Consider the following 24,801-nt stretch of genomic DNA (forward strand, 5'->3'; position numbering starts at 1 on the left):
TATGCGACCCGATGACGCTGCGAATCTAGCCAAGGCCATCCGTGAACTGTTCGCCGATGCCGAGACGTCCCTGATTGCTAAGGTAGCCGCGACGCTGGCCAAGGGCTTGGATGATCCGGGTTGGGCGCAGTTGAAGCTGGCCAGCATCCAAGGTCTACTGGTCGTTGTTGATGAGATCCTCGCCGGTCTCGCCACCGACGCTCCTGGGGCGATTGAGAAGGCGCTGACCTTGGCCTATTCTGGGGGATCTGCCTCGGCGTCGGCGGGGTTGGCAAGTGCGGTCGGCTATGCGCCGGTTGCGCCGAACTCAGCCATCAGCACCATGGTCGCCTCGACCGTGGAGACCCTGCCAGCACAGATGTTCCAGATCCGGCGGGCCGTCACCGACATGTATCAGCAGGTCATCACCCGCACTACAGCGCAAGTGTCTCTCGGTGTTTTGACGCGGAGGGAAGCCTCCCGCGCGGCCCTGGTGAGGCTGGCTCAGAACGGGATTACCTCGTTCCAGGACAAGTCCGGGCGGCGCTGGAATATGGCTTCTTACACGGAGATGGCTGTCCGTTCCGGCGCTATGAACGCTTCACTTCAAGGCGTTGTGGACCGATTGGCCCGCCTTGAGCAGGACTTGGTCATTGTTGACGACGCCATCGAGGAATGCAGGATGTGCCGCCCCTTTGAAGGGAAGGTGCTTTCGCTGACCGGGGCCCGCCGGGCCGAGAAGCTCAGCGACGGTGTCCGGGTCTACGCGACGCTGGACGCGGCCCGGCAGGCTGGTCTGTTCCACAACAACTGCCGGCATGCGATGTCAATCTATTTGCCGGGGATCACGAAGCGTGAACCGGCTGTGGCTGACCCTGAGGGCAATGCGTTGAGGGAGCAGCAGCGGGCGTTCGAGCGCCGTATTCGCGAGTTGAAGCGCCGGGACGCCATAGATCAAGAACTGGGCGGCCCCGAAGCTGCGGCCACGAGGGCGAAGCTTCGCGCCAAGCAACAAGAATTCAAGGCTTGGCGCGAAGACAACGGCCGCAAAAACCTCAGTTACAGGACAAACACCACGGCGCGGTAGCCGCAATAGATGAACTGCCTACTGCTGGATGAATCGGGCCGGAGGCATCTTCAGTGTCCCGGCGGCGCCCTCCAGCTTCGATAGGTCCCCTAGGAATCGAGAACCCTCGACGGTTACCCAGGCGCTGGGTGAAACCTCGGACTCGATGATTGCATTCCCTTTCACATCGGCGCGGACAATAGCGAGACTCCCGCTGCCAGTTATCTGATAACCCCAGCGGTAGTCATCGTTGTCAGTCTGCGGGTATGCGCTGCTTGCCCCGGCGTAGCTCACAAGAATCGACATGCCATTCCTTCCCAGCCGGCAGCCCAGTGCTGCCGGTCTATCGCTGACCCTAACCCAACCCACTCACATCAATACAACTAGGAGAACTCATGTCTAAGAACGTCCGCGCCCCGCACGGCATCGACCTCAATGCCGCCGGCGGCCTCGCCGCACTCTTCGCCCTCCACCGAGGCACGTTTGGTGGCGCGACGATGAGCGCCGCAGCGGCCGAGGGTAGCGATGGTGCAGGCGAGCAAGCTGGTACCCAGGGCGAACAGGGAGCGGCCGGTGCTGCTGCTGCAGCAGGAGGCGACGCTGCCAAGTCCGGAGACGGGCAGCAGGATGCCGCTAAGGCATGGGACGGCAAGGTCGAATCCCTCGATCCAGCCGTCCAGAAGATGATCGCCGACCTCCGCAAGGCGGATGGGGACGAGCGGGTAGCAGCCAAGACCCTAGCCGCCATCCAGAAAGCCCTCAATCCCGACGCTAAGGGCGACGAAAAGCCCGACGCTGACGTGCTCACCAAAGCCCTCGCCGAACGCGACAGCGACGCGAAGGCAGCCAAGACGGAGCTCGCAGTATTCCGGCTCGCAGGGAAGTCCGGTGCAGACGCCGACGCCCTCCTCGACTCCCGCGCCTTCCTGGCGAAGATCGCGGCCCTTGAACCAACCGACACCGCCGGAATCACCAAGGCGATCGAGGATGCGGTCAAGAACAACCCCAAGCTCAAGGCGGTCCTGGCGGCCGGCAAGAGCGGCACCAACTTCACCGGCGGGTCCGGCGAAGGTGCCAAACCGAAGTTCACATCTCTTGACGCCGCAGTGAAAACCCACTACGGCAACTAACCCGCTAGGAGCACACCATGGCCGTAACACTGGTCGAATCAAAGAACAACGCCGTCGAGGATTACGATCCCGCGGTCATCGACGAATTCCGGAAGGAATCCGCCATCCTCGACTCGCTCATCTTCGACGACGTCGTCAACCCCGCAGGCGGCGGCGCCACCCTGGACTACGGCTACCGCCGCCAGGTAACGCAGCCGACGGCCGCAACTCGAGCCATCAACAGCGAGTACACGCCGCAGAACGTCACCACGGAGAAGAAGTCCGTCACGCTCGCGGTGATGGGTGGCTCCTTCGAAGTGGACCGTGTCACGGCGAAAATCGGCCCCGCCGCGTCCAGCAACGTCACGCTGAACATGCAGCAAAAGATCAAGGCCGCCCGCACTAAGTTCCAGGACTTGGTTATCAACGGTGACATTGCCACCGATGCCAACGGCTTCGATGGCCTGGACAAAGCACTGACCGGGTCCGCCACGGAATTCCGTGCAGGCCAGGTCACCAACTGGACCGACTTCGACACGGACAACCGTGCCGAGTTCAAGGCCCTCGACGCCATCGATGAGTTCCTTGGGCTGCTGGACGGCTCCCCAACAGTCATCGTTGGAAACGCCACCTCACTGGCCCGAGTCCGTGCCGCGGTGCGCCGCGCTGGCCAATATGTGAAGGATCCCGTCGAAGACCTGCTGGGCCAGAATGGTCGCCCGATCGTCCGTGAGATGTACGGCAACATCATCCTCGTCGACGCTGGTGAGGTCGCTGGTTCTTCCAACCTCATCATCCCGGTGGAGAACCGCACCGTCGGCACCGCGCAGACGGGGCTGACTGACCTGTACGCCTACCGGGTCGGCATCGATGGCTTCCACGGTGTCTCGACCGTGGGTGGCCAGCTGGTGCAGTCGTGGATGCCTGACTTCTCCCAGGCTGGCGCTGTGAAGAAGGGCGAGGTCGAGCTTGGCCCCGTTGCTGTCGCGCTGAAGGCCACTAAGGCCGCTGCGGTATTCCGCAACATCAAGGTCCGCTAGCTATCCGTGCGTCCCTCGTTTGAGGGACGCACGGAACCACACATTTTAGGAGCCAACATGGCAACCATCAATACCCCCGTTAAGGGATTCAACGGCGTTGTCGTCGGCGTTACCTTCACCGACGGTGTCGGAGAATCCGACGACGTAGCTTCGCTGGAGTACTTTGGCCGGCAGGGCTACAAGGTCGAGTGCGAAGCCGCCAAGGATAACGCTGATGATCCATTCGATCCGGCCAAGCACAACGTCGACGAGGTCCTCGCCTACGTCGCAGCCATCAACGACGCCGACTCTGAAGCGCACGACGCCGAAGTGGTTCGAATCCTCGAAGCCGAGCGCGCAGGCAAGGACCGAAAGTCCATCACTGAAGCCATCGAAGGCACCCCGGCCAAGTAGACCCGAAGGAGGCTCACCATGCGCATCTACGCAACCGAATATGATCTGGCCGATTGGATGGCCCCGAAGCCAGCCCCGGCCAACGCTGTGAGCCTCCTTCGGTCCGCATCAAACCTCGTCTACTCCGAGACGGTCACCGCGTTCTACGCGACCGACCCGGCAGGGATGCCAATCGACGCCAAGGTCGTCGAAGCGTTCCGGGACGCGACGACGGCGCAGGCCCAGTTCTGGGACACCATGAAAGTCGACCCCACACTGGGCGCGGCCGGGGTGTCCCCCATGGCGATGTCGAAGTCCATCGGCGGCGCATCCATCCAATACTCGACCTACGTGTTCACTGCCCAGGCACGCGCAGACGCCGCCGGCGTCCTCGGCCCTGACGCGTTCTACGCCCTGCAGCAGGCCGGGCTGCTCGAGGGTTTCGTGATGCCGCTGTGACCGAGGAATTCTCAGAGTTCATGGTTCACGCTGTCACCGTCGACCCCTACCAGGGCGAGGGCGGCATGGTCACCATCTACGGCCCTACAGCAGGGCCGGTGCCGTGCTTCATCGACGACACCCGGGCTATGGTCCGCACCATGGCCGGTGACACCGTCGTCAGCGAAACCACCTTGTACGTCGTCGACAAGGCATGGACGGGCAGCTTCCCTCCGGAATCCATCGTGCACCTACCTGGTAGGGACGCCACGGTTATCAAGGTAAGCAACCGGGACTCCGGTGACCTTGGCCTGCCAGACCACCTGAAGATCGCGCTCACCTAAGGAGGCTGCCTTGGCTGCTGGATGGAAGTGGGCACCAAACCCGGCCGTGTCCCACAAGACCAGGGACGCCGCAGCACGCGGTATTGGTCTGGCCGCCGAGCACATCATTGGTGAAGCCATCATCCGGGCACCCCGCGAAGAAGGCGACCTACGCCGCTCCGGCGACTACGACCTCGACCCGGCCAAGCTCGAAGCCTCCGTCTACTTCGACACACCCTACGCGGTGAAACAACACGAGGATCTGTCCTTACGGCACATCGGCGAGGGCGAGGCGAAGTACTTGGAGAACGCCCTAAACGCCGAGACGGCCACAGCGCGCGACATCATCGCCAAGTCGATGCGGGGTGAGCTCTGATGGGCTTCAACACCAACCTGCTGATTGGTATTGCCGAACTTCTCGATGCCTCCGGGGTCGGGGCGTGGTCGGTCACTGGCGCCTACAACCTGACCGACACGGCCATCACGGCCGATGTCCTCCCGCAGAAACCCGACGGGGCCATTGCCCTGGCCCTGTACCCCGTTCAGGACGACGGCGGCACTACCGACAGCATCATCGGCCTGCAATGCCGGGTACGTGGCCAGCCGGGAAATCGCACCACTGACAAGGACATCCTCGATGGCCTATTCGATACGCTCCACGACCTGCAAAACGTCACCATCAGCGGCATCCCCATCGTCCGCATCTGGCACCAGTCCGGGGCCCGGCTAGGCCCGGACGCCGCCAACCGCCTCGAGCACACCGCCAACTACTACATCCAGTGCACCCGTGAAGCGGCGCACCGATCCGATTAGGAGCACCAACCATGTCCAACCCCATCACACCGGGCCAGCTCTCCGACTGGGCCTTCGAAACCGCCGCCTACACCGACGGCACCGAACCCACCACCTACGTGCCCGTCCGTGGCATCACCGAGTTCACCCCGCCGGCCATCGAGAAGAACCAGGAAGACGACGGCGACTTCGACGGCGGTGTCTGGTCCTCCTCGACCTCGACCGGCCTCGGCTACAAGGTCGAGGGGAAAGTGAAGATTCCCCGCGGTGGCCTCGCAAAGGACCCCGGTCAGGAGATCCTCCGGGCTGCTGGCATCGGTGTCGCAGAGGACGGTTACGTGCACTGGCGCGCCTTTGACAAGCTCAGCGGCGAAGGTTGGAAGGGTGTTGCCGACTCCACCTTCACGGAGAACGGCGGCCCCAAGACCGACCTCAAGACCGCCGCGTTCTCCCTGACCGGACGCGGCGAGCTGCTGCCCTTCACCGGCGGCACCACGGCCGACGCATCCGCGACCGCCATCTTGGCCGCTGGCGTCCTGAAGGGCGCCACGATCGGCAAGGGCGGCTCCGGCTACACCAAGCCGCCCACCGTGGTCATCACTGGTCCTGGCACCGGTGCGGTTGCCACGGCAAGTGTCAAGGACGGCGCCGTGGTCGACATCAACGTCACCACTGGTGGCACCGGCTACACCACCGCGGACATCACCTTCACCCGCGTCCCCTAACCCCTTTCTCGCAGGCGTGAGCACCTCGGTCGCGCCTGCGAGGAAGGCACCAACCATCCAGAATTTTCGATAGTTCAACACCCATCAAGGAGAAACAATCATGGCTTTCAAAGACCTACGCGAAACCCTCGACAGCACCCTCAGCCTCCCCATCGGCGGCAAAGAGTACGTCATCCCACCGATCAATGCCGAGGTGGGCCTGCGCATGCAGGACATCATGAACGTCGCCGCCAAAGCCGCACAGGCGAAAAAGGACGGCAAAGAGTACGTCATGACGGAGCGCGACGAAGAGCTCCTCTCCGACGACGAAGAGATCAGCATCTACCGCGACGCCATCGGTGAAGCCTGGGACGAAATGACTGAAGACGGCGTCACTTGGGAAGAGATGAAACTCTGCGCACTCACGGCCATCTTCCACGCCACCCAAGGCCCAGAATTTGCCGAAGAGTACTTCAACTCGGGGGGAAAAGTACAAGCGCCGAACAGGGAGGCGCGCCGAATGGCGACCCGGACCCGTACGGCCGCGGCAACTACGACGAAGAATCCGGCATCTCGGACTACTACCAGTACCCGGAAGGCCATAACGCCGAAAACCCCCTGACCTGGGAACGGCTCCTGGACAACTGGGCGCTCATCGAAGCCGACCTTTTCGACGTCGGCATCGACATGGAATCCGGGATCCTGCAGCAGCGGTCCTGGCGGTGGCTGGCCAACAAGATCATGGGCCTTCTCGCCATAGAGTCCCGGCTCCAACGCCGCCTCTACCCGCCCAAGAAACAAGCGGGAAATCAATAACTAAACAATAAGAGAGGTGGCCCACCTTGGCACTTACCATCGGCGAACTGGTGGGCTACCTCCGACTCAACTCCACCGACTTCGACAGGAACCTGGCCGGCGCCACCGGTGCCATGGGCGACTTCGCTGTCACCGGTCAGAGAACTGGTGACAAGGCTGGCAACTCCCTGCTGTCCGCCGTTGGTAGTGCCGCGCTAAAGGTCGGCAAGATCGTTACCGGTGCTGTCGCAGCTGTCGGCGGCATCGTCACTGGCCTGGCTATCAAGGGCGGCATCGCTAGGCAGCTTCAAATCGAGGACGCGGAAGCATCCCTGCTGGGCCTGGGCAACTCGACAGAGAGCGTGGCGGCGATCATGGCGAACGCCATGGCCTCTGTCAAGGGCACGGCCTTCGGCATGGGCGAAGCTGCCTCCACGGCCGCCGGCGCAGTTGCTGCTGGTATCCAGCCGGGCAGGGACCTCGAGCGGGTCCTTAAGCTGGTGGGCGACTCGGCCACCATTGCCAAGACTGATATGGCATCGATGGGCTCGATCTTCAACAAGGTTGCAGCGTCAGGCAAGTTGCAGGGCGATGTGATCGCACAGCTGCAGGACTCCGGCGTGCCGGTCCTGCAAATGGTTGCCAAGCAGATGGGTGTCACAGCTGCCGAGGCGTCGAAGATGGCATCCGACGGCAAGGTCTCTTTCGAGATCTTCGCCGACGCCATGGAGGCTGGCCTCGGTGGGGCCGCATTGAAGTCCGGTGACACGACACGCGGTGCTTTCGCGAACATGAAGGCCGCGTTCTCTCGCTTCGGTGTCGTCCTTACCAGCTGGTTTATGCCGCTGATGAAGATGGTTTTCAATGCCATAGGCAAGGCCGTTGACGGGCTCACGGCCGTGTTGAAACCGTTTTCAACCCAGTTCGGCGAGTGGTTCCAGGGCAAGATGGGCCCGGCCATCGATAGCTTCGGCAACGCGGCTGTTACGTGGTTCGGGAAACTTGGGGTTGCCGCTGGAACCTTGCAGTCCTTGTTCAGCTCGTTCGTCACAGGTTTCACGATGCCCCGCCTGGATGGTGGCGCCTTGGAAAGTGGCCTCTCCACGATTGCCACGGTGGGTTACAAGGCCCGCGATATGTTCAACGAAGTTGTTGGCGGCGTCGTCGCATTTGTGTCTGGCTTGAGGGAGGGCGGCAACGACGTAACCTCCGGCGGGTTCGCTGGCATCCTCGAATCCATCGGCCTCGCTATCCGCAACTTGTGGGATGCTTTCGGTCCGATGGCGGAGCAGGCTGGCGGCATCGGCGACCTCGTCGATGCGTTCTCGCCCATGGGTATCCTGATGGCCGCCCTAGCCCCTGTGCTGCCACAGCTTGCCGAGTCCGCAGGAACACTCGCGGGGACGCTCTCAGGCGCCCTGCTGGTCGCTGTGCAGGCTTTGCTGCCTGTCGTAAACGGCATCGTCTTGGGCATTGCCGACGTCGTCAATGGCTTCATGTCGACTGAGGCTGGCGCGAATACTCTTGTAGGTGTCATCGTCGCCTTGGGCGCTGGCTTCCTCGCGTTCAAGGCGACGATGCTTGCCATTTCGATCGCGACCAAGGCTTACGCGGCCTACACCGCCGTCGTTCGTGGTGCCACTGCGGCCTGGGCCGTCGTTCAGGCCGTCCTTAATGGCGTCCTCTTCGTGAGCCCGCTCAGCTGGATCATCCTCGGGATCGTTGCACTTATCGCCGTCATCATCTTGCTGGTAAAGAATTGGGATTCTGTTGTCGGATTCCTTCAAGGAGCCTGGCAAGGATTTATCGACTGGTTCACCGGGATCATGAGCAGTGTCGTATCGTGGATCGGCCAGAACTGGGGGCTTCTGCTCTCGTTGCTGATCGGGCCACTAGGGTTCGCTATCCAGTGGATCGTCGAGCACTGGTCAGAAATCTCTGCATTCTTCGCCGCTTTCTTCTCCGACACCCTGGGCATGTTCTCAGATTTTGGAACGAACACGGTGGGCATGTTCGTCGATTTCTTCTCCAACACGATCGGTATGGTGAAAGATTTCGCCGGGAACCTGGCCGCACCATTCGCCGCCGGCATGGCCATCGTCAAGGTCATCTTCACCCAAGGGTGGGAGATCCTACAGACAGCCGTCGCCACCGTCCTCGCCGTGATCATCGCCATCGTGACCGGCCAGTTCGACAAAATCCCCGGCTATTTCGTCTCCGCATTCCAAAAAATTGCCGGATTCTTCACGGCAGGACTCGCCCAGATCGACACGATCTTGGGCGGCGCCATCACCAACATGGTCAACATGGCCATCAGCATCTGGACCGGCCTCGTCGCCTGGGTGCAGTCCATCCCGCAGCAAATCGTCAACGCCCTCATCGGCCTGGCCATGCTTGGCTTGCAGGTCGGGGCCTGGATCCTGTCGGTCAAGGATGCGGCCATCTCCAAGTTCATGGAGCTCGTCGCCTGGGTGCAGGGCATCCCGGGGATGATCGTGAATGCCCTCATCGCCTTGGCGCTGCTTGGCATTCAAGTTGGAGCCTGGATTCTGTCGGTGAAGGATGCGGCCGTGGGCAAGTTCCTCGAGCTTGTGAACTGGGTCAAAGGCGTGCCGGGCATGGTCCTCAACGGGATCGCTTCAATCGGCGGCCTGGCTGGCAACATGGCCGGGTGGATCGGCGCTGTGAAGGATGCAGCGGTGAACAAGTTCTTCGATCTGGTGAACTGGGTCAGGGGCGTGCCCGGCTTGATCCTCGGCGCTCTTGGCAACATGGGTCGGCTGCTCGCTGATGCCGGACAGCAAATCATGGATGGCTTCTTGTCCGGGCTCCAGGGTGCGTTCAAGGGTGTTCAGGACTTCGTTGGTGGCATCGGCGATTGGATCAAGGACCACAAGGGCCCCAAAGCCTACGACTTGGCCCTGCTCGTCCCTGCGGGTGGATGGATCATGGACGGCCTTCAAGGGGGCATCAAGAAGTCAATGCCGTCGCTAAAGAACACCCTCGGTGATGTGTCGTGGATGATCGCCAACGGCATCGATCCGGAACTTGGAATCGGCGGCAACTACGCTTTCAGCGGCCTAGGAAACGGCTTGCCAGAACCTCAAATGCCAGCGGCGTCGACGGTCTACAACCAGACCTTCAACGTCGAGAAGGCTGACGGCGTGGACTCTGAAACGCAAGCGCGCGGCATGGCTGAACAGATCATGTGGAAGGCAGGTGTCTGATGACGACTTTGTATAAGATGCCAGCCAGCCAAATGGTTGCCACTCTGGGTGCACTGCAACTCAATCAGTGGGCACCGGAGGGCTATTTCCTGAAGGCACTCAGGATGCCCGGATGGAAGGGCACCCCGGGTGTCAGGAAGGACACCACGCCGCGTTTGTGGGCGCACGGCGACTTCTCCGAGCGCGGCTGGCGAACTGGTCGGCTGATCACTATTGAAGGGCGCGCGAACCTCCCCACCGAGGCTGCCCTGTTGGCCGCGCACGAGGCTCTCTCATCTGCCTTGGCCGACGGGACCGAGGGCATGCTGGTCGTCGATGATCCGATCTTCGGCGTCCTGCATGCCTCCGTGAGTCTTGCCACGGGCTCTGACCTTCCCGGCTGGGAAGTGCCGGGAATTTACCCCTTCCAAATTCAAGTCACCGCAGCGGACCCACGCAAGTACGGCCAAACCCTCTCTGGGTCCACGGGTGTGCCGGTGGATGGTGGCGGGCTCGGCTACGACCTCTACACGGTAGGCAGCACAGGCGTGCTGGACTATGGCGCCGCCGGGTCGCCCGGCATTGTGTCCCTGACGAACGTGGGGACCGCCGACACCGCACCTGTCTACACCATCACCGGCAGCTGCCCCAACGGCTTCTCCATCACGGAAATCGGAACAGGGCGGCGCCTGGTCTACGCAGGCGCCGTCATCACCGGGCAAGTAATCCGCCTCGATACCGCCGACGGCTCAGTGACCTTGGACGACGACGGCGACCGCGGCGCGCAGCTGGTCCGTCGCGAGTGGGTACGCCTGGGTAAGGGCCAGACAGGCACATGGCTCTTTGAGGCACCCGGATCCACCAACGCACTACTGAAGACGGAGGTGACCCCGGCATGGTGGTAAACACCGGGTATCGGGTTTTTGTGGGCGAGATGGTCACCGGCCTAATTACGGCGGACCTGCCCGTCTCTGCCTCGCCCTGGGGGCAGCGTCTCAATGATGCCGGTTCAATCGAAGGCACGCTGCAGGTCCGCTCCCGCGAAGTCGCCCGCCTCAACCTCAGGGCGAACACAGCACCGCTCAAACAATTCATGGGCATCAGCTACGGGAACACAATCCTCGAGGCAGGCCCCATCTGGAAACGCGCCTACGACCCAGCAAAGGAAACCTGCAAAGTCTCCGCCGCTGGGCTCTGGTCCATCCTCGACACCATCAAAGCCCTCGACTGGGTCGCGCTCGCGGCCGGGAAGTCAACGACGGAGACGAGCATTGACGTCGTCGGTAAGACGCTGGGGTCCATCGCTCGGGAGCTCGTGAGGATTAGCATCCAGACCAACCCCAATAATCCCGGTTTGCCGATCGTTTTGCCGGAGCTGCTGGCTGGGATCAATGAGAGGCACGAGCCTGGCTACATGTTGCCGTGGCTCGGGCAGCTACTCAAGAACCTGACCGGCGTCCAGCGCGGCCCAGACATCCGATTCCGGCCGCGATTCCGTGGTGACGATCAACGGTATGTGGAATGGGTCATGGAGGTCGGGACCGACGACAGTCCCCTCCTGGTGCAGGCTGGGCCGGACTGGATCTGGGACGGCTCCGTCGAAAAGTCTGGCGTTGTCGGCTTCGGTGTAGTGGAAGATGCTACAAAAATGGCGGCCAAGGCTTACCAGCCTGGCGCCGGGTCAGAACAAGACATGATGCTCAGGTGGGCTCAGGACACCACTCTGATCGACACAGCCGGCTACCCATGGACGGAAGTCGACGTGGCATCCAAGGATGTCGAAGACCTCGGCCTACTGCAGGCCTATGCGGATGCCGGCATGGCGGCCGCGAAGTATCCGATCGAGGACTGGTCGGTGTCCGTCCGGGCTAACGCCACGCCACAGCTTGGCACCTACCTGCCAGGGCACTGGGCCCAGGCCATCATCCCTGACTACCATCCGATCCTTGATCCAGGACCGGTCCGTGTCCGGATGATGGCGATCGACGGGGATCACACCGAGACGGTGAAGATCACTCTCGCCCCAATCCAAGGGAGGGCCTAAGAAATGGATGACCTAGACGGAATCCCGAGGGGCACGCGTGAGCCTGACCCGGTCGTCGCTTTCATGAATCTCCTCAAGGAGTTGGGCCTCCGTATCGGCAAGCTCGAACGGGCTGCTCCTCAGTTGTCGATGTCGATCACTGGCCCGGTGGGTGGCATCCGTGTGGATGCCACCGGTATCCAGGCGATTGGCACTTCGGGTAAGACTGTTACTTACATCCAGACCAGTGATGGAGCTTTCGTCACCCTGGATGTGACCGAGCGTCCAGTCGCTCGCTTCGGGCCGCTGCTCTCCGCTCCGGGGAAGTACGGTGGCGAGATCTGGGACGCAACCAACAATGTGTGGGTGCAGTTGCTCGTCTCCGGCGGTGTCTCATGGCTAGGGATCAGTGGCAAGCCTGGCTGGGCCGCCTCCAATACGTCGATCGACGGCGGGTACATCAGCGGCACCGTCGCCACTGCCTCCAACTCTGCAAACGCGGGGACGGCGGCCATGGCCAACGGCTCATCGCGGGCCTTCAACAACCCAGTGGCCGGCACAAGTTTCGTGGCGGTGTGGGTCGGAAACGACGCCAACAACCTATTGGGGAAAAACACGTCATCGCGCCGGTACAAGGAGAACATCCGAGATTACTCGGTAGAGGCGGCAGCCGTGCTGCAGCTGCGGTCCGTGATCTTCGACCGCAAGCCGTCCATGCTCCCAGCGGTAACTCCGGAAGGCGGCCCGGCCGTGGGACCAGTCCAACGACTCCGCGGGGCTAAGGACGAATACGGCCTCATCGCCGAAGAGGTTCACAAGTACTTGCCCGAGATCATCTCCTGGCATGACGCTGGCGACGGCAAGGGCCCGCAGATCGATGGCATCCGCTACGACCTGCTTGGCGTCGCTCTGCTGGACGTCGTCAAGGACCTGCAAGTACAAATCACCAACAACTCTGATGACATCGCCGCCTTGAAGGTGGCATTCCGTGCAATGGGAGGCACTTTATGAGCGTGAATCGTGGGCCGGGCGTCCGGCAGATCGGTGCCATCGGCACGACCCCGAAGGAACACCGTCTAGCGCTGGCTGGCCAGTATGCGGAGAACGCGCCGGGTGTTCCACGCTCTGGGGTGCTAGTTCAGGGCATCACCAACTTGGTCACGCCGACGGCATCGACCGCACCCATGACGTACCTGGTCGGCGAGGCAGCGACTGTAATGGCCCGCGCTGTCGGTGATGGCGTGTACACACCCACCACGGCGGGGGCAACGATTGCAAACCGCACTGTGGCCACGGCGAATGCCCCCGCCACGGGGTCCCGCTGGGATCTGGTGTGGATCAAGCAGAATGACCAGGAGAAGGGCGACGCGAACAACGACGCAATTCTTGGCGTCACTTCGGGCACAGCCGCCGCGTCTCCTGTACGCCCGACCGGGACTGTCCCAGCCGGCGCCCTGATCCTGTCCGAACACCAGATCTTCGCTGGGGCTGCGTCCACCACCGCGTCACCGAACACGACGACACAGGTGTGGCGGCACACCGCGGCCCGGGGAGCCTCGATCCCGGTTCGGAACGTGGCAGAGCGGGCCGAGATTACCTCCCCATTCAGGGGACAGAGGGTCACTCGGCTCGACAGCGATGGTCTCCCCGAGGAGACCTGGGACGGGTCGGTATGGGCTCCGCGTCTAATAATCCAGATCGGGCAAGGAACTGCGCCGCCCATCTTCAAATCCCTCGAGGTATCCGTCACCCTCGACGCCTACAGCGTCGCGTACATCGTCTTTCCTGAGGCATTCCCGACCAAGCTGGTCTCCACGGTGCTGATGCGGATGCACACCACTGGCGGCCCAGTTAGTTACAACATGGTGGCCGACGGCACAAGCCGGTCCGCCATCAAGTTCGTGGTCAACGGCGTACCGTCCGGAACCCAGCTATACATCCAGTACCAGTGCTGGGGGTACTAATGCCTGAGGAAACTAAAGACCTCGCATGGGCGCTTCCTGTCGCGGTGCAGCTCATCCTTCCCATTGTGCTGGTCATACTCACGGGCGCCGGGACATGGATGGTCGCAAAGATCCGGGCGAAGAACGAGCGCATCAAACAGGAGCAAGACCACGCCCTGGCCATAACCGCGCAGCAAGCAGACTTTGACGGACGCAAGAAGGCCGCCGCCATGGCGCGGGACAAGCTCCTCTTCGACCAACAGCAGCTGATCATCACCCAGCTGCAAGAAGACCGAAAGGCCGCAGAGCAGAGGGAGGCTCGCCAGGACCGGAAGCTGGACGAGGTTTACGGGCTACTCGGCTACGAGCGGGAGCACACCCTCGAATGGGAGGAGTGGTACCGAGACGGGATGCCCAACCCTCCCGGGAAACCCAAGCGCCGGCACATCGCAACCCCAGAACTCACAGCCACCCCAACGGGTGGCTGACTCATTTAAGGAGGCACTATGGTGAACCTGACCGACTGGGCCAAGACCGTTGTTGGCCGGTACATCGACGTCGACAAGTGGGTGGGCAACCAGTGCTGGGACTTGGCGCAGGCGTGGCTCACAGCCTGCAATGGTGGCACGTTGTGGACGCAACCGAGCCGCTTTCCCGGGCTGGCTGCCGGGTCGTGGGAAGTCGCCACTGGCAATACGGTGAATACCGCTGACTTGCTGCGGCACGTGACCCCAATCCCTGGCACGGAACGCGGACTGTCCGGTGACATCATCATCTGGGCCCACGGATCACCGGACTACCCCATCAGCCACACCGCAGTGCTCATGGAAGACCGCGGCCCAATCCTCCGCAGCCTGTCCCAAAACAGTTCCTCCGCCCGGCCCGACCTTCCCGGATACTCACCCGAGTCGTCAGGGCCAACCATTTACCAAGACCTAACCCGCGCCGGCATCCTCGGATTCCTGAGACCCCGCACAACCATCACCGGGCAAGGGTCCGGGATCACACCAATCATGGAAGAAGGTTTCCTCATGACACTCTCCGACGCCGACCAGATCGAGGTCCGCGATAACCTCCGCAAAGTCGTCGGCACAACCGCCGATACGAGCAATCTTGCTACAGGCATGAACGAGAAGCTTGACGAGCTCGTTGGCAACGTCCGCAAGACGTTCTGGAACACGCAGGAGTCAAAGGTGCTGTTGCAGTCAGCGACACCGGCCCAGCTCGCATCGGACATCAACGCAGCCGGTATCGCTGCCAACGTCCGCGACGAGCTAGTCAAGATCCTAGGAGGCGCCAAGTGAAGGCTCGGCCAGGACCCGTCGCAGCGGCCCTCCTTGCCGCCCCGATCAGCATTGCACTCTGGGCGCCTATCATCGCCGCCGCCATCATCCTTGGAAGGAGCCTGTAAATGCTGACATCCATACTCCGCACCCTCATCCCCGCCTGGTGGGGACTCCTCATTGCCAAGCTGCTGATCGCAGTCCCGGCACTTGAGCCGCTCCGCGAGCAGCTGATCAGCTGGGGCGACCTTGCCGCGCTGACCCTCAGCGCGGTCATCGTCGGCGCCTGGTACGCGCTCTGGCGTTGGCTGCAGCCACGCTTGCCGGATTGGCTCGTCGTGATTCTGCTTGGATCCGCCAAGACGCCAACCTACGAACCGCTTGCCATTCTCGCACCGCAGGTTCAGCCAGGCGAGACATCAGGCAGGCACGACGACGACAAACCAAAACACTCCGCTGCCGACGAGTAGCAAATGAAAAGCGCCCCAACCCTCCGGGAACACCGGAGGGTTGGGGCGCTTTTTGCGTCTACCTCTGGACCCTGACGTTCAGTATTCGTTGCCCCTCAGGCAGGGTACGCTGCATGGCCGCGAAGCCCTCGTGGTAGTCCTGGCATTCGACGGTGGTGTCTTCGAGCGGCCCTGTCACGAGGGGGTCTTCCTGGATGGTCTCAATGGTCGCGGTGATGATCATTGCTCAAGGATATGGGAGTGGTCAGACGTCGATGGAATCCCGGTACGGTTTCAGTACGGAACACACCCCCGCAAACACCCACACTTCCCGCTACTTCAAGGGCGGCGAAAATTGCCCGAGGCATGCAAAAACCCCGCGGATTCAAGGCTGATTTCCTTGATTCCGCGGGGTTCTCTGTGGTGGGTCCTACCGGGATCGAACCGATGACATCCACGGTGTAAACGTGGCGCTCTACCAGCTGAGCTAAAGACCCAATTCATTACTCAGACTTTCAAGCTATGCGCTTGTTGGCCTGACCAACGAGAAACTACTGTACATGATGTTTTGGTGATTACGCCAATCGAGCACCCAAAGCCTCTGTGAAGTACGTCAAGCTCTCACTGACACCGGCTTCTAGCTTGAGTGTTGCCAGCTCGTCACCGCGGGTCAGGCCCCTGTTGATGATGATGACGGGCTTGCCATCCCGGGCCGCCTTGCGGACAAATCGCAATCCGCTCATCACCGTCAGTGAGGATCCCGCGACGAGCAGTGCCGTGGCCGAGTCCACCATTGCAAAGGCACGAACCACCCTGTCCTTGGGGACATTTTCACCAAAGAAGACAAAGTCAGGCTTCAACATTCCCCCGCACAGCGGGCATGAGGCCACCCGAAAGGTGCCAATCAACACCTCGTTCTCCAAATCGGCATCAGCGTCCGGTCCAGCCGCAATGCGTCCCGCGGCGTCCACGGCCTGCAAGAAGCCCGGGTTCAGTTCCGTCAGAATGGTTGCAACGAAGGCCCTCGAATAAATTTCCCCGCACCGCAGGCAGGCAACCTGGTCAAATCGGCCATGGAGATCTACCACCTCCATGGCCCCTGCGCTCTCGTGGAGCCTGTCCACATTTTGGGTGATGATGCCAGTCAGCGCGCCCTGGCGTTCAAGGGAGGCCGCGGCAAAGTGCCCGGCATTTGGGGCGGCATGCTTCATGGTGGCCCATCCAATGTGGTTGCGGGCCCAGTACCTTTGACGCAGGGCAGCATCCCCTACGAACTCCTGGTATGTGAGGGGCTGGCGTGGCGCCGAGCCCGGCCCCCGGTAGTCGGGAATGCCCGAATCCGTACTCAGGCCCGCCCCCGTCAGCAAGGCGAATTTGCCAGCCGCCAGGACAGGAATGACGTCGGCCAGGACAGCGAGTTCAGGCGGCCCGGCCACACCGGCTGAAGACTCTACGGCCACGGGCGCATCCCCGACCAGCCCTGTCAGGCCAATACCCGGGCGTATCTTGTCCACTCCGACGTCGGCCATGGCTACAGCTGCTCCAGCGCCCGCCGGTACCGCTCAAGGGGCCGCGCCTGCCCGGCCGGCGTGCTGAACGCATCGCGGATCACTCCGGCGGAGTCAATGAGAAAGGTGCCACGCCCTGCCATGCCACGCTCGGCGTCAAAGACACCGTAAAGGCGCGACACCTCGCCGTGGGGCCAAAAATCGGACAACAGATCAAAGGCAAGGTCCTGTGCCTCGGCATAGGCGCGCAGCGTGTATTTACTGTCAACGGAGACGGCCAGCAGCCGCACACCGGCGTCGACGAATTCCGCCAGGTTATCCCGCAACTCGCACAACTCCCCCGTGCAAATGCCGGAGAATGCGAACGGGTAAAACACAATGGCAACGGCGTTCCCGCGCAAAGCGGTGAGCGAAATCGGCTCACCAAATTGGTTGGACAGCACAAAGTCAGGAGCGATGTCCCCTACGCCAGGGCCCTGGCGGGCACCGCCGTCGTCCATTGCTGGTGCTTCACTCATTTACTGACGCTTACGCGGCACCAGGCGGCTAGCAGCCCAATCCTTGGAGACCCCTGCGGTGGTGGTGACGTGCAGGCCGGCTGTAGGTGCGGCCTCCAAAATCTCCGCGGGGGGAACGTAGCCCTCACGGCCCGATTTAGGCGTCAAAATCCAAACGACTCCGCCTTCGTCAAGTGTGGTCAGTGAATCGACAAGCGCATCCACCAGATCCCCATCATCCTTGCGCCACCAGAAAATGATGGCGTCAACTACGTCGTGGTCATCTTCGTCGAACATTTGCGAACCAATAAGGTCCTCAAGGCTGTCTCGAAGGTCAAAATCGACGTCGTCGTCATATCCGAGTTCCTGGATGAGATCGCCATCCTTGAATCCCAAAATGCCTGCCACCTTGGCTACAGTGCCGGCGTCGGCCTCGCTCACGTGATATTCCTCCTGCGTTCAACGCCTTCGCGTTGGTTTACGTTTATCAATGCCAGTCTAGGGGGTGTGCCCAAGATGGCTCTACACCGCGCCGCAATCGAACAGTCTGGGAGCTCTCGCTCCACGACCACCAACGCCACCATGTAGACGTGATTTACGTTACCCCCACTTCTCCTTCTGTGGGCACCCCCCAATTCGAGCGGAGCAGCCTTTTTGTACCCAATCGGATGAATCCGGGCCGTATTGGCGAAGAATCGCTCCTTACAAGCTGCACGCGCACCGCAACGGCTTCCCTCCACGCTCGACGCCCGTTTCCTGGAAAGGCGGGCTTCACGCAACAGCCCCAACTACGCACAACGCGTTGGTGCGGTCTACAGTGTTTGTACACGCCCACGGCTACAGCTCTGGGCGCCCCACACTGCTTTTAAGAGAGGTTGGACGTGGCTGCAGGAGACCAGAACTCCCATATCCTCAGCGGGTTAACAAACCAGCTGCCTGATCGCGATCCGGAAGAGACTGCCGAATGGCTTGAGTCCCTGGATTCGCTGATTCAGGAACGTGGCACCGAGCGTGCACAGTTCATTATGCGTAGTCTGCTGCAGCGGGCTGGCGCGCAAAGCGTAGGCGTGCCCATGGTCACGACCACCGATTACGTGAACACCATTCCGGCCGATCAGGAACCTGATTTCCCGGGCAATGAAGAGATTGAGCGCAAGTACCGTACCTGGCTACGTTGGAACGCCGCCGTTATGGTGCACCGCGCCCAGCGCCCGGACATTGGCGTCGGCGGACACATTTCCACCTATGCCGGTGCAGCAACCTTGTACGAGGTTGGCTTCAACCACTTCTTCCGCGGCAAGGATCACGCCGGCGGTGGCGATCAGGTCTTTTTCCAGGGCCACGCCTCCCCCGGCATGTACGCCCGCGCCTTCCTTGAAGGTCGTTTGAGCGAAGAGGACATGGACGGTTTCCGCCAGGAGAAGTCCAAGGAAGGCCACGCGCTTTCCTCCTACCCGCACCCGCGGCTCATGCCGGAGTTCTGGGAATTCCCGACGGTTTCCATGGGCATTGGTCCCATGAACGCCATCTACCAGGCACAGTCCAACCGCTACCTGCATAACCGCGGCATCAAGGACACCTCCGACCAGCAGGTCTGGGCATTCCTTGGCGACGGCGAAATGGACGAGCCCGAGTCACGCGGCCTGCTCCAGCTGGCAGCTAACGACAAGCTGGACAACCTGACGTTCGTGGTCAACTGCAACCTGCAGCGCCTCGACGGCCCGGTTCGTGGCAACGGAAAGATCGTCCAGGAACTGGAAGCGTTCTTCCGCGGCGCCGGCTGGAACGTCATCAAGGTCCTTTGGGGCCGTGAGTGGGATGACCTGCTCGCTCGTGACACCGACCATTCACTGGTCAAGATCATGAATGACACGGTCGACGGCGATTACCAGACGTACAAGGCCGAGTCCGGCGGATTTGTGCGCGAGCACTTCTTCGGCCAGACCCCGCAGACCAAGGAATTGGCAGCCCACCTGAGCGACGACGAGGTCTGGAACCTCAAGCGCGGCGGGCACGATTACCACAAGGTTTACGCCGCCTACAAGGCTGCCAGCGAGTTCAAAGGCAAGCCCACCGTCATCTTGGCGCACACCGTCAAGGGCTACGGCCTGGGCACCCACTTCGAGGCGCGTAATTCAACGCACCAGATGAAGAAGCTCACCCTTCAGGATCTGAAGGACTTCCGCACCCACCTGCGCCTGCCCATCTCCGATGAGGTGCTCGAAGCGGATCCTTACCGTCCCCCGTACTACCACCCAGGCATGGACTCCCCGGAAATCCAGTACCTGATGGAACGCCGTCGCAACTTGGGCGGTTTTGTTCCCGAGCGCCGCTCCAAGCACACCGAGCTCACCTTGCCCGGTGATAAGACGTACGAGGTAGCCAACCGCGGTTCGGGCAAGCAGCAAGCGGCCACCACCATGGCCTTTGTTCGTCTGCTCAAGGACCTCATGCGCGACAAGGACTTCGGTCAGCGCATTGTGCCGATCATCCCCGATGAGGCCCGCACCTTCGGCATTGACGCGTTCTTCCCGACGGCAAAAATCTACAACCCGAATGGGCAGAACTACCTCTCCGTGGACCGCGACCTTGTGCTGGCGTACAAGGAGTCGATCTCCGGGCAGATTGTGCACGCAGGCATCAACGAGGCCGGTTCCGTGGCCGCGTTCACTGCCGCAGGCACCGCCTACGCAACCCACGGCGAACCGTTGATCCCGATCTACGTGTTCTACTCCATGTTTGGATTCCAGCGAACCGGCGACAGCTTCTGGGCTGCCGGGGACCAGATGACTCGCGGGTTCATCATCGGCGCCACCGCCGGGCGCACCACCTTGACCGGTGAAGGACTGCAGCACGCTGACGGTCACTCACCGATCCTGGCCTCCACCAACCCGGCCGTCATCACCTATGACCCGGCTTACGGTTACGAGATCGGCGCCATCATGCGTGCCGGCCTGGAGCGCATGTACGGCCCGGATTCGAAAGATCCGAACGTCATGTACTACCTCACCGTTTACAACGAGCCCATCATCCAGCCCAAGGCTCCGGAGAACATGGACGTTGAAGGCATCAACAAGGGCATCTACTTGCTCAAGAAGAGCGATCACCAGGGTCCCCGGACCCAGCTGATGGCATCCGGCGTCGCTGTTCCGTGGGCGCTTGAAGCACAGCAGATCCTTGCCGAGGAATGGGGTGTTGCTGCCGATGTTTGGTCGGTGACGTCCTGGACCGAATTGCGCCGCGATGGCCTGGCGGCCGAGGAAGAGTCCTTCCTGAACCCCAATGCCGAGCCCCGCGTCCCGTACATCACCGCCAAAATGGCCGATGCACAGGGCCCCGTGGTGGCTGTCAGCGACTTCATGAAGTCGGTGCCGGACCAGGTTCGCCAGTTCCTGCCCAACGAGTTCGCCACTTTGGGTGCCGATGGGTTCGGTTTCTCCGACACCCGCTCGGCGGCGCGCCGCTTCTTCAAGATCGACTCCCACTCAGTGGTGGTGCGGACCTTGCAGATGCTTGCCAAGCGCGGCGAAGTCGATGCATCCGCCCCCCAGGCGGCCATTGAAAAGTACGACCTGCTCAACGTGAATGCTGGTACCACCGGCACCGCTGGCGGCGAGGGCTAACGCCCGCTCGCCGATCTAAGGAGGGTTGGCGTGACCATATCGGTCACGCCAACCCTCCTTTTTTGTGCCATCGCGCAGGCACCGGACTCTTGTCGTGTTCACACAAATTACGGCCATGTGCACAAAGGACATATCCTCAAAGAATGGCACCCACGAATTCAAGTGCAGCCCAGACTCCAGCGAAGTCTTCCTCGGCCGCAAAAACGGCGAAGCGGACTCCCTCCATCACTGGCACCTCAGAGACACTGGAGCGGCTGCGTGCCAACATTGGCCCACTGTCGACTTTGATGTTGCGCGAACTAGAATCGACGCTGCCCTGGTACCGTCGCCTGAGCGCCGACGAACGGTCTTCCTTGGGCCTGGTGGCACAGAACGGTATTGCCGCCTTCGTCTCCTGGTATGAGCACCCTTCATCACCGAGCTGGGTGTTGTCGGATGTCTTTGGCACGGCACCCACCGAACTGACCCGTTCCATCAGCCTCCAACGCGCCCTGCAACTCATCAGGACAGTGGTTCAGGTGGTAGAGGACAGAGTCCCCGAACTCGCCAGCGCGGGCGAACAGGTGGATCTGCGCGAAGCCGTCCTGCGGTACTCACGGGAAGTCGCCTTTGCCGCGGCGGATGTCTACGCCCGTGCCGCAGAAAACCGTGGCGCCTGGGACACCCGGCTTGAGGCACTAGCCGTGGATGGGATCCTGCGCGGGGAAAATCCGGACGCGCTCCAATCCAGAATTTCCGCACTTGGCTGGACGTCGCGCAACCGTTTCACCATCATGGTGGGCCCCGCTCCCGCTGAGGCCAACGCCACTTTCCTTGCCACCTTGCGTCGGGCAGCAGGACGTTTCGCCGCCGACGTCATGGTGGGGATCCAGGGCGACCGGCTCATTTTGGTGCTGGGAAATGTCAGCGATCCCGAAACGGCGTATTTGCGCCTGAGCGACTTGTTTGCACCCGGCCCCGTGGTCTACGGACCCATGGCCGCGACTTTGACGGACGCCACGGCGTCGGCCAAGGCGGCGTTTGCGGCCATGGCCTCCGTCAAGGGGTGGCCGGCGGCGCCCCGACCCGTCTCTTCCGAGGATCTTTGGCCGGAGCGGGTGATCGGCGGTGACGACTCCGCCCGGCGGTCGTTGCTGGCGAACATCTACCAGCCACTGGATGCGGCCGGCAATGGACTCCTGGAAACGCTTAGTAGTTACCTGCAACTCGGCCACTCCCTTGAGGCCGCCGCCCGTGACTTGTTTGTTCACTCCAACACTGTCAGGTACCGCCTTCGCAGGGTTTGTGACGTCACGGGCTGGGACCCACTCATACCCCGCGAAGCCTTTGTGCTTCAGACAGCCGTGGTTGTAGGCAGGCTCAGCAACGGCGCCAAGCATGCCCCGGAACGCCCCGCTGCCAGAACGTGACGGCCCGGCGGCACGGGTCAGACGGCTCGCCCCGGGGGTGGTCAGGTGAAGCTGGCCTGCCGCACATATTGTAGACTTCCTACAAATCGACGCTGTTAGCTTGGTGTACCCAAATGCCCTGCAAACACACTTAAGTTTGGAAAGCTGGTTAATGTGCTTGCAATAGTCTGCCCTGGACAGGGCTCACAAACCCCCGGTTTCCTTTTGCCATGGCTGGAACGCCCCGGCGTCGAGGCAAAATTGGCCGCGCTCAGCGAATCGGCCGGCATTGACCTGCTGGCCCACGGCACCACCTCGGACGCCGAAACCATCAAGGACACCGCCGTCGCGCAGCCCCTGATTGTTGCCGCCGGCCTGATCGCCGCCGAGGCCCTGCTGGACGTTCCGCTCAACACCTTGGACGTGGTGGTAGCCGGGCACTCCGTCGGTGAAATTACCGCTGCGGCACTCACCGGCACGCTGTCGAACACCGACGCCATGGCGTTCGTGCGTGAACGAGCCAACACGATGGCTGCGGCTGCGGCCGTGACGCCCACAGGCATGGCCGCCGTCGTCGGCGGTGACCCCGAGGAGGTATTGGCCGCGATTGCCGCGGCCGGGCTGACCCCCGCCAATATGAACTCCAAAGGCCAGACAGTAGCCGCCGGAACCTTAGAACAGATCGCAGCCCTGGTTGCCGCCCCTCCAGCCAAGGCACGGGTCATCCCCCTGCAGGTCGCTGGCGCGTTCCACACCCACCATATGGCCCCGGCCGTCTCGGCCCTGCAGGCCCTTGCACCGTCACTGACAGTACATACACCCAAGGTCCCGCTGCTCTCTAACTACGACGGCGCCGCGGTACCTTCCGGGGAAGCCGCGCTGGAGTCCTTGATCGCCCAGGTCTCACGTCCTGTCCGCTGGGACTTGTGCATGGAGACGATGTCCGCCATGGGCGTCACCGCGGTCATTGAGCTGACGCCGGCAGGAACACTGACAGGCCTTGCCAAGCGTGGAATGAGCGGCGTTACCACCCTTGCGCTAAAAACTCCGGCGGACTTGGACGCCGCCAAGGAACTACTGGCCGAGCACGCCTCCGGGAAGAAGGACAAGTAAGTGAGCACACCTACACTGAAACAAACCACCCCCCGCAACGGATCCCAGATTCTGGGAATCGGCGCCTACCGCCCGGACATCATTGTCACCAATGACGATGTGTGCCAGTGGATCGATTCCTCCGACGAATGGATCCAGCAGCGCACCGGCATCGTCACCCGCCACCGCGCACCGCGCGAGACCACGGTGGTCGACATGGCCGTTGGCGCCGGGGCCGAGGCCCTGGCGAAGGCTGGCATCGAAGCCTCCCAAATCGGTGCCGTTCTGGTCTCCACCGTCACGCACATGTACGCCACGCCGTCGGCCGCAGCGTTGATCGCGGACAAGTTGGGCGCCAGCCCCGCCCCCGCCTATGACATTTCCGCCGCCTGCGCCGGATACTGCTACGGCATCGCCCAAGCCGACGCCCTGGTCCGTGCCGGCACCGCCGAGTACGTGCTGGTCATCGGCGTGGAAAAGCTCTCCGACGTCATCGACAACCATGAGCGCACCATCTCCTTCCTGTTGGGCGATGGTGCCGGCGCCGTCGTTGTTGGCCCCTCCGATGAGCCCGGGATCGGCCCCACAGTTTGGGGATCGGACGGCAGCAAGTGGGACACCATCGGCATGACCCATTCCCTGATGGATGTGCGTGACTTCAGCGAGCAAGCTATGAAGGGCGACGGCGTCGCACTGGCCGCCGCTGACGAGGCCCACTCCACGCTTTGGCCCACCTTGCGCCAGGACGGGCAGACAGTGTTCCGCTGGGCCGTGTGGGAAATGGCCAAGATGGCCAAGAAGGCTCTCGAAGCCGCCGGAGTCACGGCAGCAGACCTGGGCGCCTTTGTCCCCCACCAGGCCAACATGCGTATCATCGACGAACTGGCAAAGCAGCTCAAGCTGCCCGAGCACGTCATTATTGCCCGGGACATTGCCGATGCCGGCAACACCTCCGCGGCCTCCATCCCCCTGGCGACACACCGGCTTTTGCAGGAGAACCCGGAGCTTTCCGGTAAACTCTCGCTGCAGATCGGCTTCGGCGCCGGACTGGTGTTTGGCGCCCAAGTGGTGCGCCTCCCCTAGATTCAGATAGCACTTCAAGCCAGAAACATGGTTTGATCAACACTGCCTGAAAAGATCAAGCGTTTTGGTCGCAAAGAAAAAACAAGAA

Annotated in this window: 27 protein-coding genes and 1 tRNA gene; 22 read left to right on the plus strand and 6 right to left on the minus strand. The window is 62.0% G+C overall.

From position 1 onward, the window contains the following. The first annotated feature begins 1 nt into the window (after position 1). Positions 2-1,066 (plus strand): phage minor capsid protein, encoded by a 1,065-nt coding sequence (locus CXQ94_RS07685; RefSeq protein WP_104088000.1) that lies wholly within the window; start codon positions 2-4, stop codon positions 1,064-1,066. Positions 1,067-1,084: 18 nt separating this feature from the next. Here the strand turns inward: CXQ94_RS07685 and CXQ94_RS07690 are convergent, their stop codons facing one another. Then, complete coding sequence (locus tag CXQ94_RS07690) at positions 1,085-1,351, minus strand: hypothetical protein (RefSeq protein WP_104088003.1); 267 nt, start codon at positions 1,349-1,351, stop codon at positions 1,085-1,087. 89 nt (positions 1,352-1,440) lie between these two features. Here CXQ94_RS07690 and CXQ94_RS07695 point away from each other — a divergent pair, with 89 nt between their 5' ends. The 17 genes from CXQ94_RS07695 (at position 1,441) to CXQ94_RS07775 (ending at position 15,543) form a co-directional block, all read left to right on the plus strand. Next, entirely contained in the window at positions 1,441-2,175 is a 735-nt protein-coding gene (locus CXQ94_RS07695; RefSeq protein ID WP_104088005.1) for a hypothetical protein, read from the plus strand. A gap of 17 nt (positions 2,176-2,192) precedes the next feature. Further along, complete coding sequence (locus CXQ94_RS07700; protein WP_104088008.1) at positions 2,193-3,194, plus strand: major capsid protein; 1,002 nt, start codon at positions 2,193-2,195, stop codon at positions 3,192-3,194. Between the two features lie 57 nt (positions 3,195-3,251). Next, positions 3,252-3,587, plus strand: a complete 336-nt coding sequence (locus tag CXQ94_RS07705) for a hypothetical protein (RefSeq protein ID WP_104088011.1) — start codon at positions 3,252-3,254, stop codon at positions 3,585-3,587. A gap of 18 nt (positions 3,588-3,605) precedes the next feature. Then, positions 3,606-4,025 (plus strand): hypothetical protein, encoded by a 420-nt coding sequence (locus tag CXQ94_RS07710; protein ID WP_104088014.1) that lies wholly within the window; start codon positions 3,606-3,608, stop codon positions 4,023-4,025. A gap of 20 nt (positions 4,026-4,045) precedes the next feature. Beyond that, positions 4,046-4,348, plus strand: coding sequence for a hypothetical protein (locus CXQ94_RS07715; protein ID WP_181034117.1), 303 nt, complete (start codon positions 4,046-4,048; stop codon positions 4,346-4,348). Positions 4,349-4,358: 10 nt separating this feature from the next. Continuing rightward, positions 4,359-4,703 (plus strand): hypothetical protein, encoded by a 345-nt coding sequence (locus CXQ94_RS07720; protein ID WP_104088021.1) that lies wholly within the window; start codon positions 4,359-4,361, stop codon positions 4,701-4,703. Beyond that, positions 4,703-5,140, plus strand: a complete 438-nt coding sequence (locus CXQ94_RS07725; protein ID WP_104088024.1) for a minor capsid protein — start codon at positions 4,703-4,705, stop codon at positions 5,138-5,140. Before CXQ94_RS07720 ends, CXQ94_RS07725 begins: the two co-directional genes overlap by 1 nt. A gap of 11 nt (positions 5,141-5,151) precedes the next feature. Beyond that, positions 5,152-5,844, plus strand: coding sequence for a phage tail tube protein (locus tag CXQ94_RS07730; RefSeq protein WP_104088027.1), 693 nt, complete (start codon positions 5,152-5,154; stop codon positions 5,842-5,844). Positions 5,845-5,944: 100 nt separating this feature from the next. Beyond that, complete coding sequence (locus tag CXQ94_RS22540) at positions 5,945-6,445, plus strand: hypothetical protein (RefSeq protein ID WP_181034118.1); 501 nt, start codon at positions 5,945-5,947, stop codon at positions 6,443-6,445. 220 nt (positions 6,446-6,665) lie between these two features. Then, positions 6,666-9,845: a tape measure protein gene (locus CXQ94_RS07740; protein ID WP_104088030.1), complete on the plus strand. Its 3,180-nt coding sequence runs from the start codon at positions 6,666-6,668 to the stop codon at positions 9,843-9,845. Then, complete coding sequence (locus CXQ94_RS07745; protein ID WP_104088033.1) at positions 9,845-10,729, plus strand: phage tail domain-containing protein; 885 nt, start codon at positions 9,845-9,847, stop codon at positions 10,727-10,729. Before CXQ94_RS07740 ends, CXQ94_RS07745 begins: the two co-directional genes overlap by 1 nt. Then, complete coding sequence (locus tag CXQ94_RS07750) at positions 10,720-11,868, plus strand: hypothetical protein (RefSeq protein ID WP_104088037.1); 1,149 nt, start codon at positions 10,720-10,722, stop codon at positions 11,866-11,868. The genes CXQ94_RS07745 and CXQ94_RS07750 overlap by 10 nt, the downstream gene beginning before the upstream one ends. 3 nt (positions 11,869-11,871) lie before the next feature. Further along, positions 11,872-12,858 carry a tail fiber domain-containing protein gene (locus tag CXQ94_RS07755; RefSeq protein WP_104088040.1) on the plus strand — a complete coding sequence of 329 codons (987 nt, stop codon included), beginning with the start codon at positions 11,872-11,874 and terminating at the stop codon, positions 12,856-12,858. Beyond that, positions 12,855-13,811, plus strand: a complete 957-nt coding sequence (locus CXQ94_RS07760; RefSeq protein ID WP_104088043.1) for a hypothetical protein — start codon at positions 12,855-12,857, stop codon at positions 13,809-13,811. The genes CXQ94_RS07755 and CXQ94_RS07760 overlap by 4 nt, the downstream gene beginning before the upstream one ends. Continuing rightward, positions 13,811-14,278, plus strand: coding sequence for a hypothetical protein (locus tag CXQ94_RS07765; protein WP_104088047.1), 468 nt, complete (start codon positions 13,811-13,813; stop codon positions 14,276-14,278). Before CXQ94_RS07760 ends, CXQ94_RS07765 begins: the two co-directional genes overlap by 1 nt. 18 nt (positions 14,279-14,296) lie before the next feature. Beyond that, the gene (locus tag CXQ94_RS07770; protein WP_104088050.1) at positions 14,297-15,094 is read left to right on the plus strand and encodes a hypothetical protein; all 798 of its coding nucleotides are present in this window, start codon (positions 14,297-14,299) and stop codon (positions 15,092-15,094) included. Between the two features lie 107 nt (positions 15,095-15,201). Beyond that, positions 15,202-15,543, plus strand: a complete 342-nt coding sequence (locus tag CXQ94_RS07775; protein WP_181034119.1) for a hypothetical protein — start codon at positions 15,202-15,204, stop codon at positions 15,541-15,543. A 58-nt stretch (positions 15,544-15,601) separates the two neighbouring features. Here the strand turns inward: CXQ94_RS07775 and CXQ94_RS22545 are convergent, their stop codons facing one another. The 5 genes from CXQ94_RS22545 to CXQ94_RS07795 all read right to left on the minus strand — a co-directional run bounded on the left by CXQ94_RS22545 (position 15,602) and on the right by CXQ94_RS07795 (position 17,968). Further along, positions 15,602-15,766 carry a hypothetical protein gene (locus CXQ94_RS22545; RefSeq protein ID WP_181034120.1) on the minus strand — a complete coding sequence of 55 codons (165 nt, stop codon included), beginning with the start codon at positions 15,764-15,766 and terminating at the stop codon, positions 15,602-15,604. Between the two features lie 177 nt (positions 15,767-15,943). Further along, positions 15,944-16,019: transfer RNA gene (locus CXQ94_RS07780), tRNA-Val, on the minus strand. A 78-nt stretch (positions 16,020-16,097) separates the two neighbouring features. Continuing rightward, on the minus strand, positions 16,098-17,051 hold the full coding sequence (locus CXQ94_RS07785) for an NAD-dependent protein deacetylase (RefSeq protein ID WP_104088054.1): 954 nt from the start codon (positions 17,049-17,051) through the stop codon (positions 16,098-16,100). A gap of 2 nt (positions 17,052-17,053) precedes the next feature. Next, on the minus strand, positions 17,054-17,548 hold the full coding sequence (locus CXQ94_RS07790; protein WP_104088057.1) for a peroxiredoxin: 495 nt from the start codon (positions 17,546-17,548) through the stop codon (positions 17,054-17,056). Then, positions 17,549-17,968: a DUF3052 domain-containing protein gene (locus tag CXQ94_RS07795; RefSeq protein WP_104088060.1), complete on the minus strand. Its 420-nt coding sequence runs from the start codon at positions 17,966-17,968 to the stop codon at positions 17,549-17,551. It abuts the gene before it with no gap. A 440-nt stretch (positions 17,969-18,408) separates the two neighbouring features. Between CXQ94_RS07795 and aceE the strand changes: the two genes are divergently transcribed. From aceE to CXQ94_RS07815, 4 genes are all read left to right on the plus strand, one after another. After that, the gene (gene aceE / locus CXQ94_RS07800) at positions 18,409-21,150 is read left to right on the plus strand and encodes a pyruvate dehydrogenase (acetyl-transferring), homodimeric type (RefSeq protein WP_104088063.1); all 2,742 of its coding nucleotides are present in this window, start codon (positions 18,409-18,411) and stop codon (positions 21,148-21,150) included. A gap of 143 nt (positions 21,151-21,293) precedes the next feature. Beyond that, positions 21,294-22,559, plus strand: a complete 1,266-nt coding sequence (locus tag CXQ94_RS07805; RefSeq protein ID WP_104088066.1) for a CdaR family transcriptional regulator — start codon at positions 21,294-21,296, stop codon at positions 22,557-22,559. 153 nt (positions 22,560-22,712) lie between these two features. Then, positions 22,713-23,651 (plus strand): ACP S-malonyltransferase, encoded by a 939-nt coding sequence (locus tag CXQ94_RS07810; protein WP_104088069.1) that lies wholly within the window; start codon positions 22,713-22,715, stop codon positions 23,649-23,651. Continuing rightward, a complete protein-coding gene (locus CXQ94_RS07815) occupies positions 23,652-24,713 on the plus strand; it encodes a beta-ketoacyl-ACP synthase III (protein ID WP_104088072.1) in 1,062 nt (353 codons plus the stop codon). The last annotated feature ends 88 nt before the right edge of the window (positions 24,714-24,801 follow it).

Origin of the sequence: Arthrobacter sp. GMC3 (assembly GCF_002929305.1) — a bacterium.
In the GTDB taxonomy this organism is placed as follows: domain Bacteria; phylum Actinomycetota; class Actinomycetes; order Actinomycetales; family Micrococcaceae; genus Specibacter.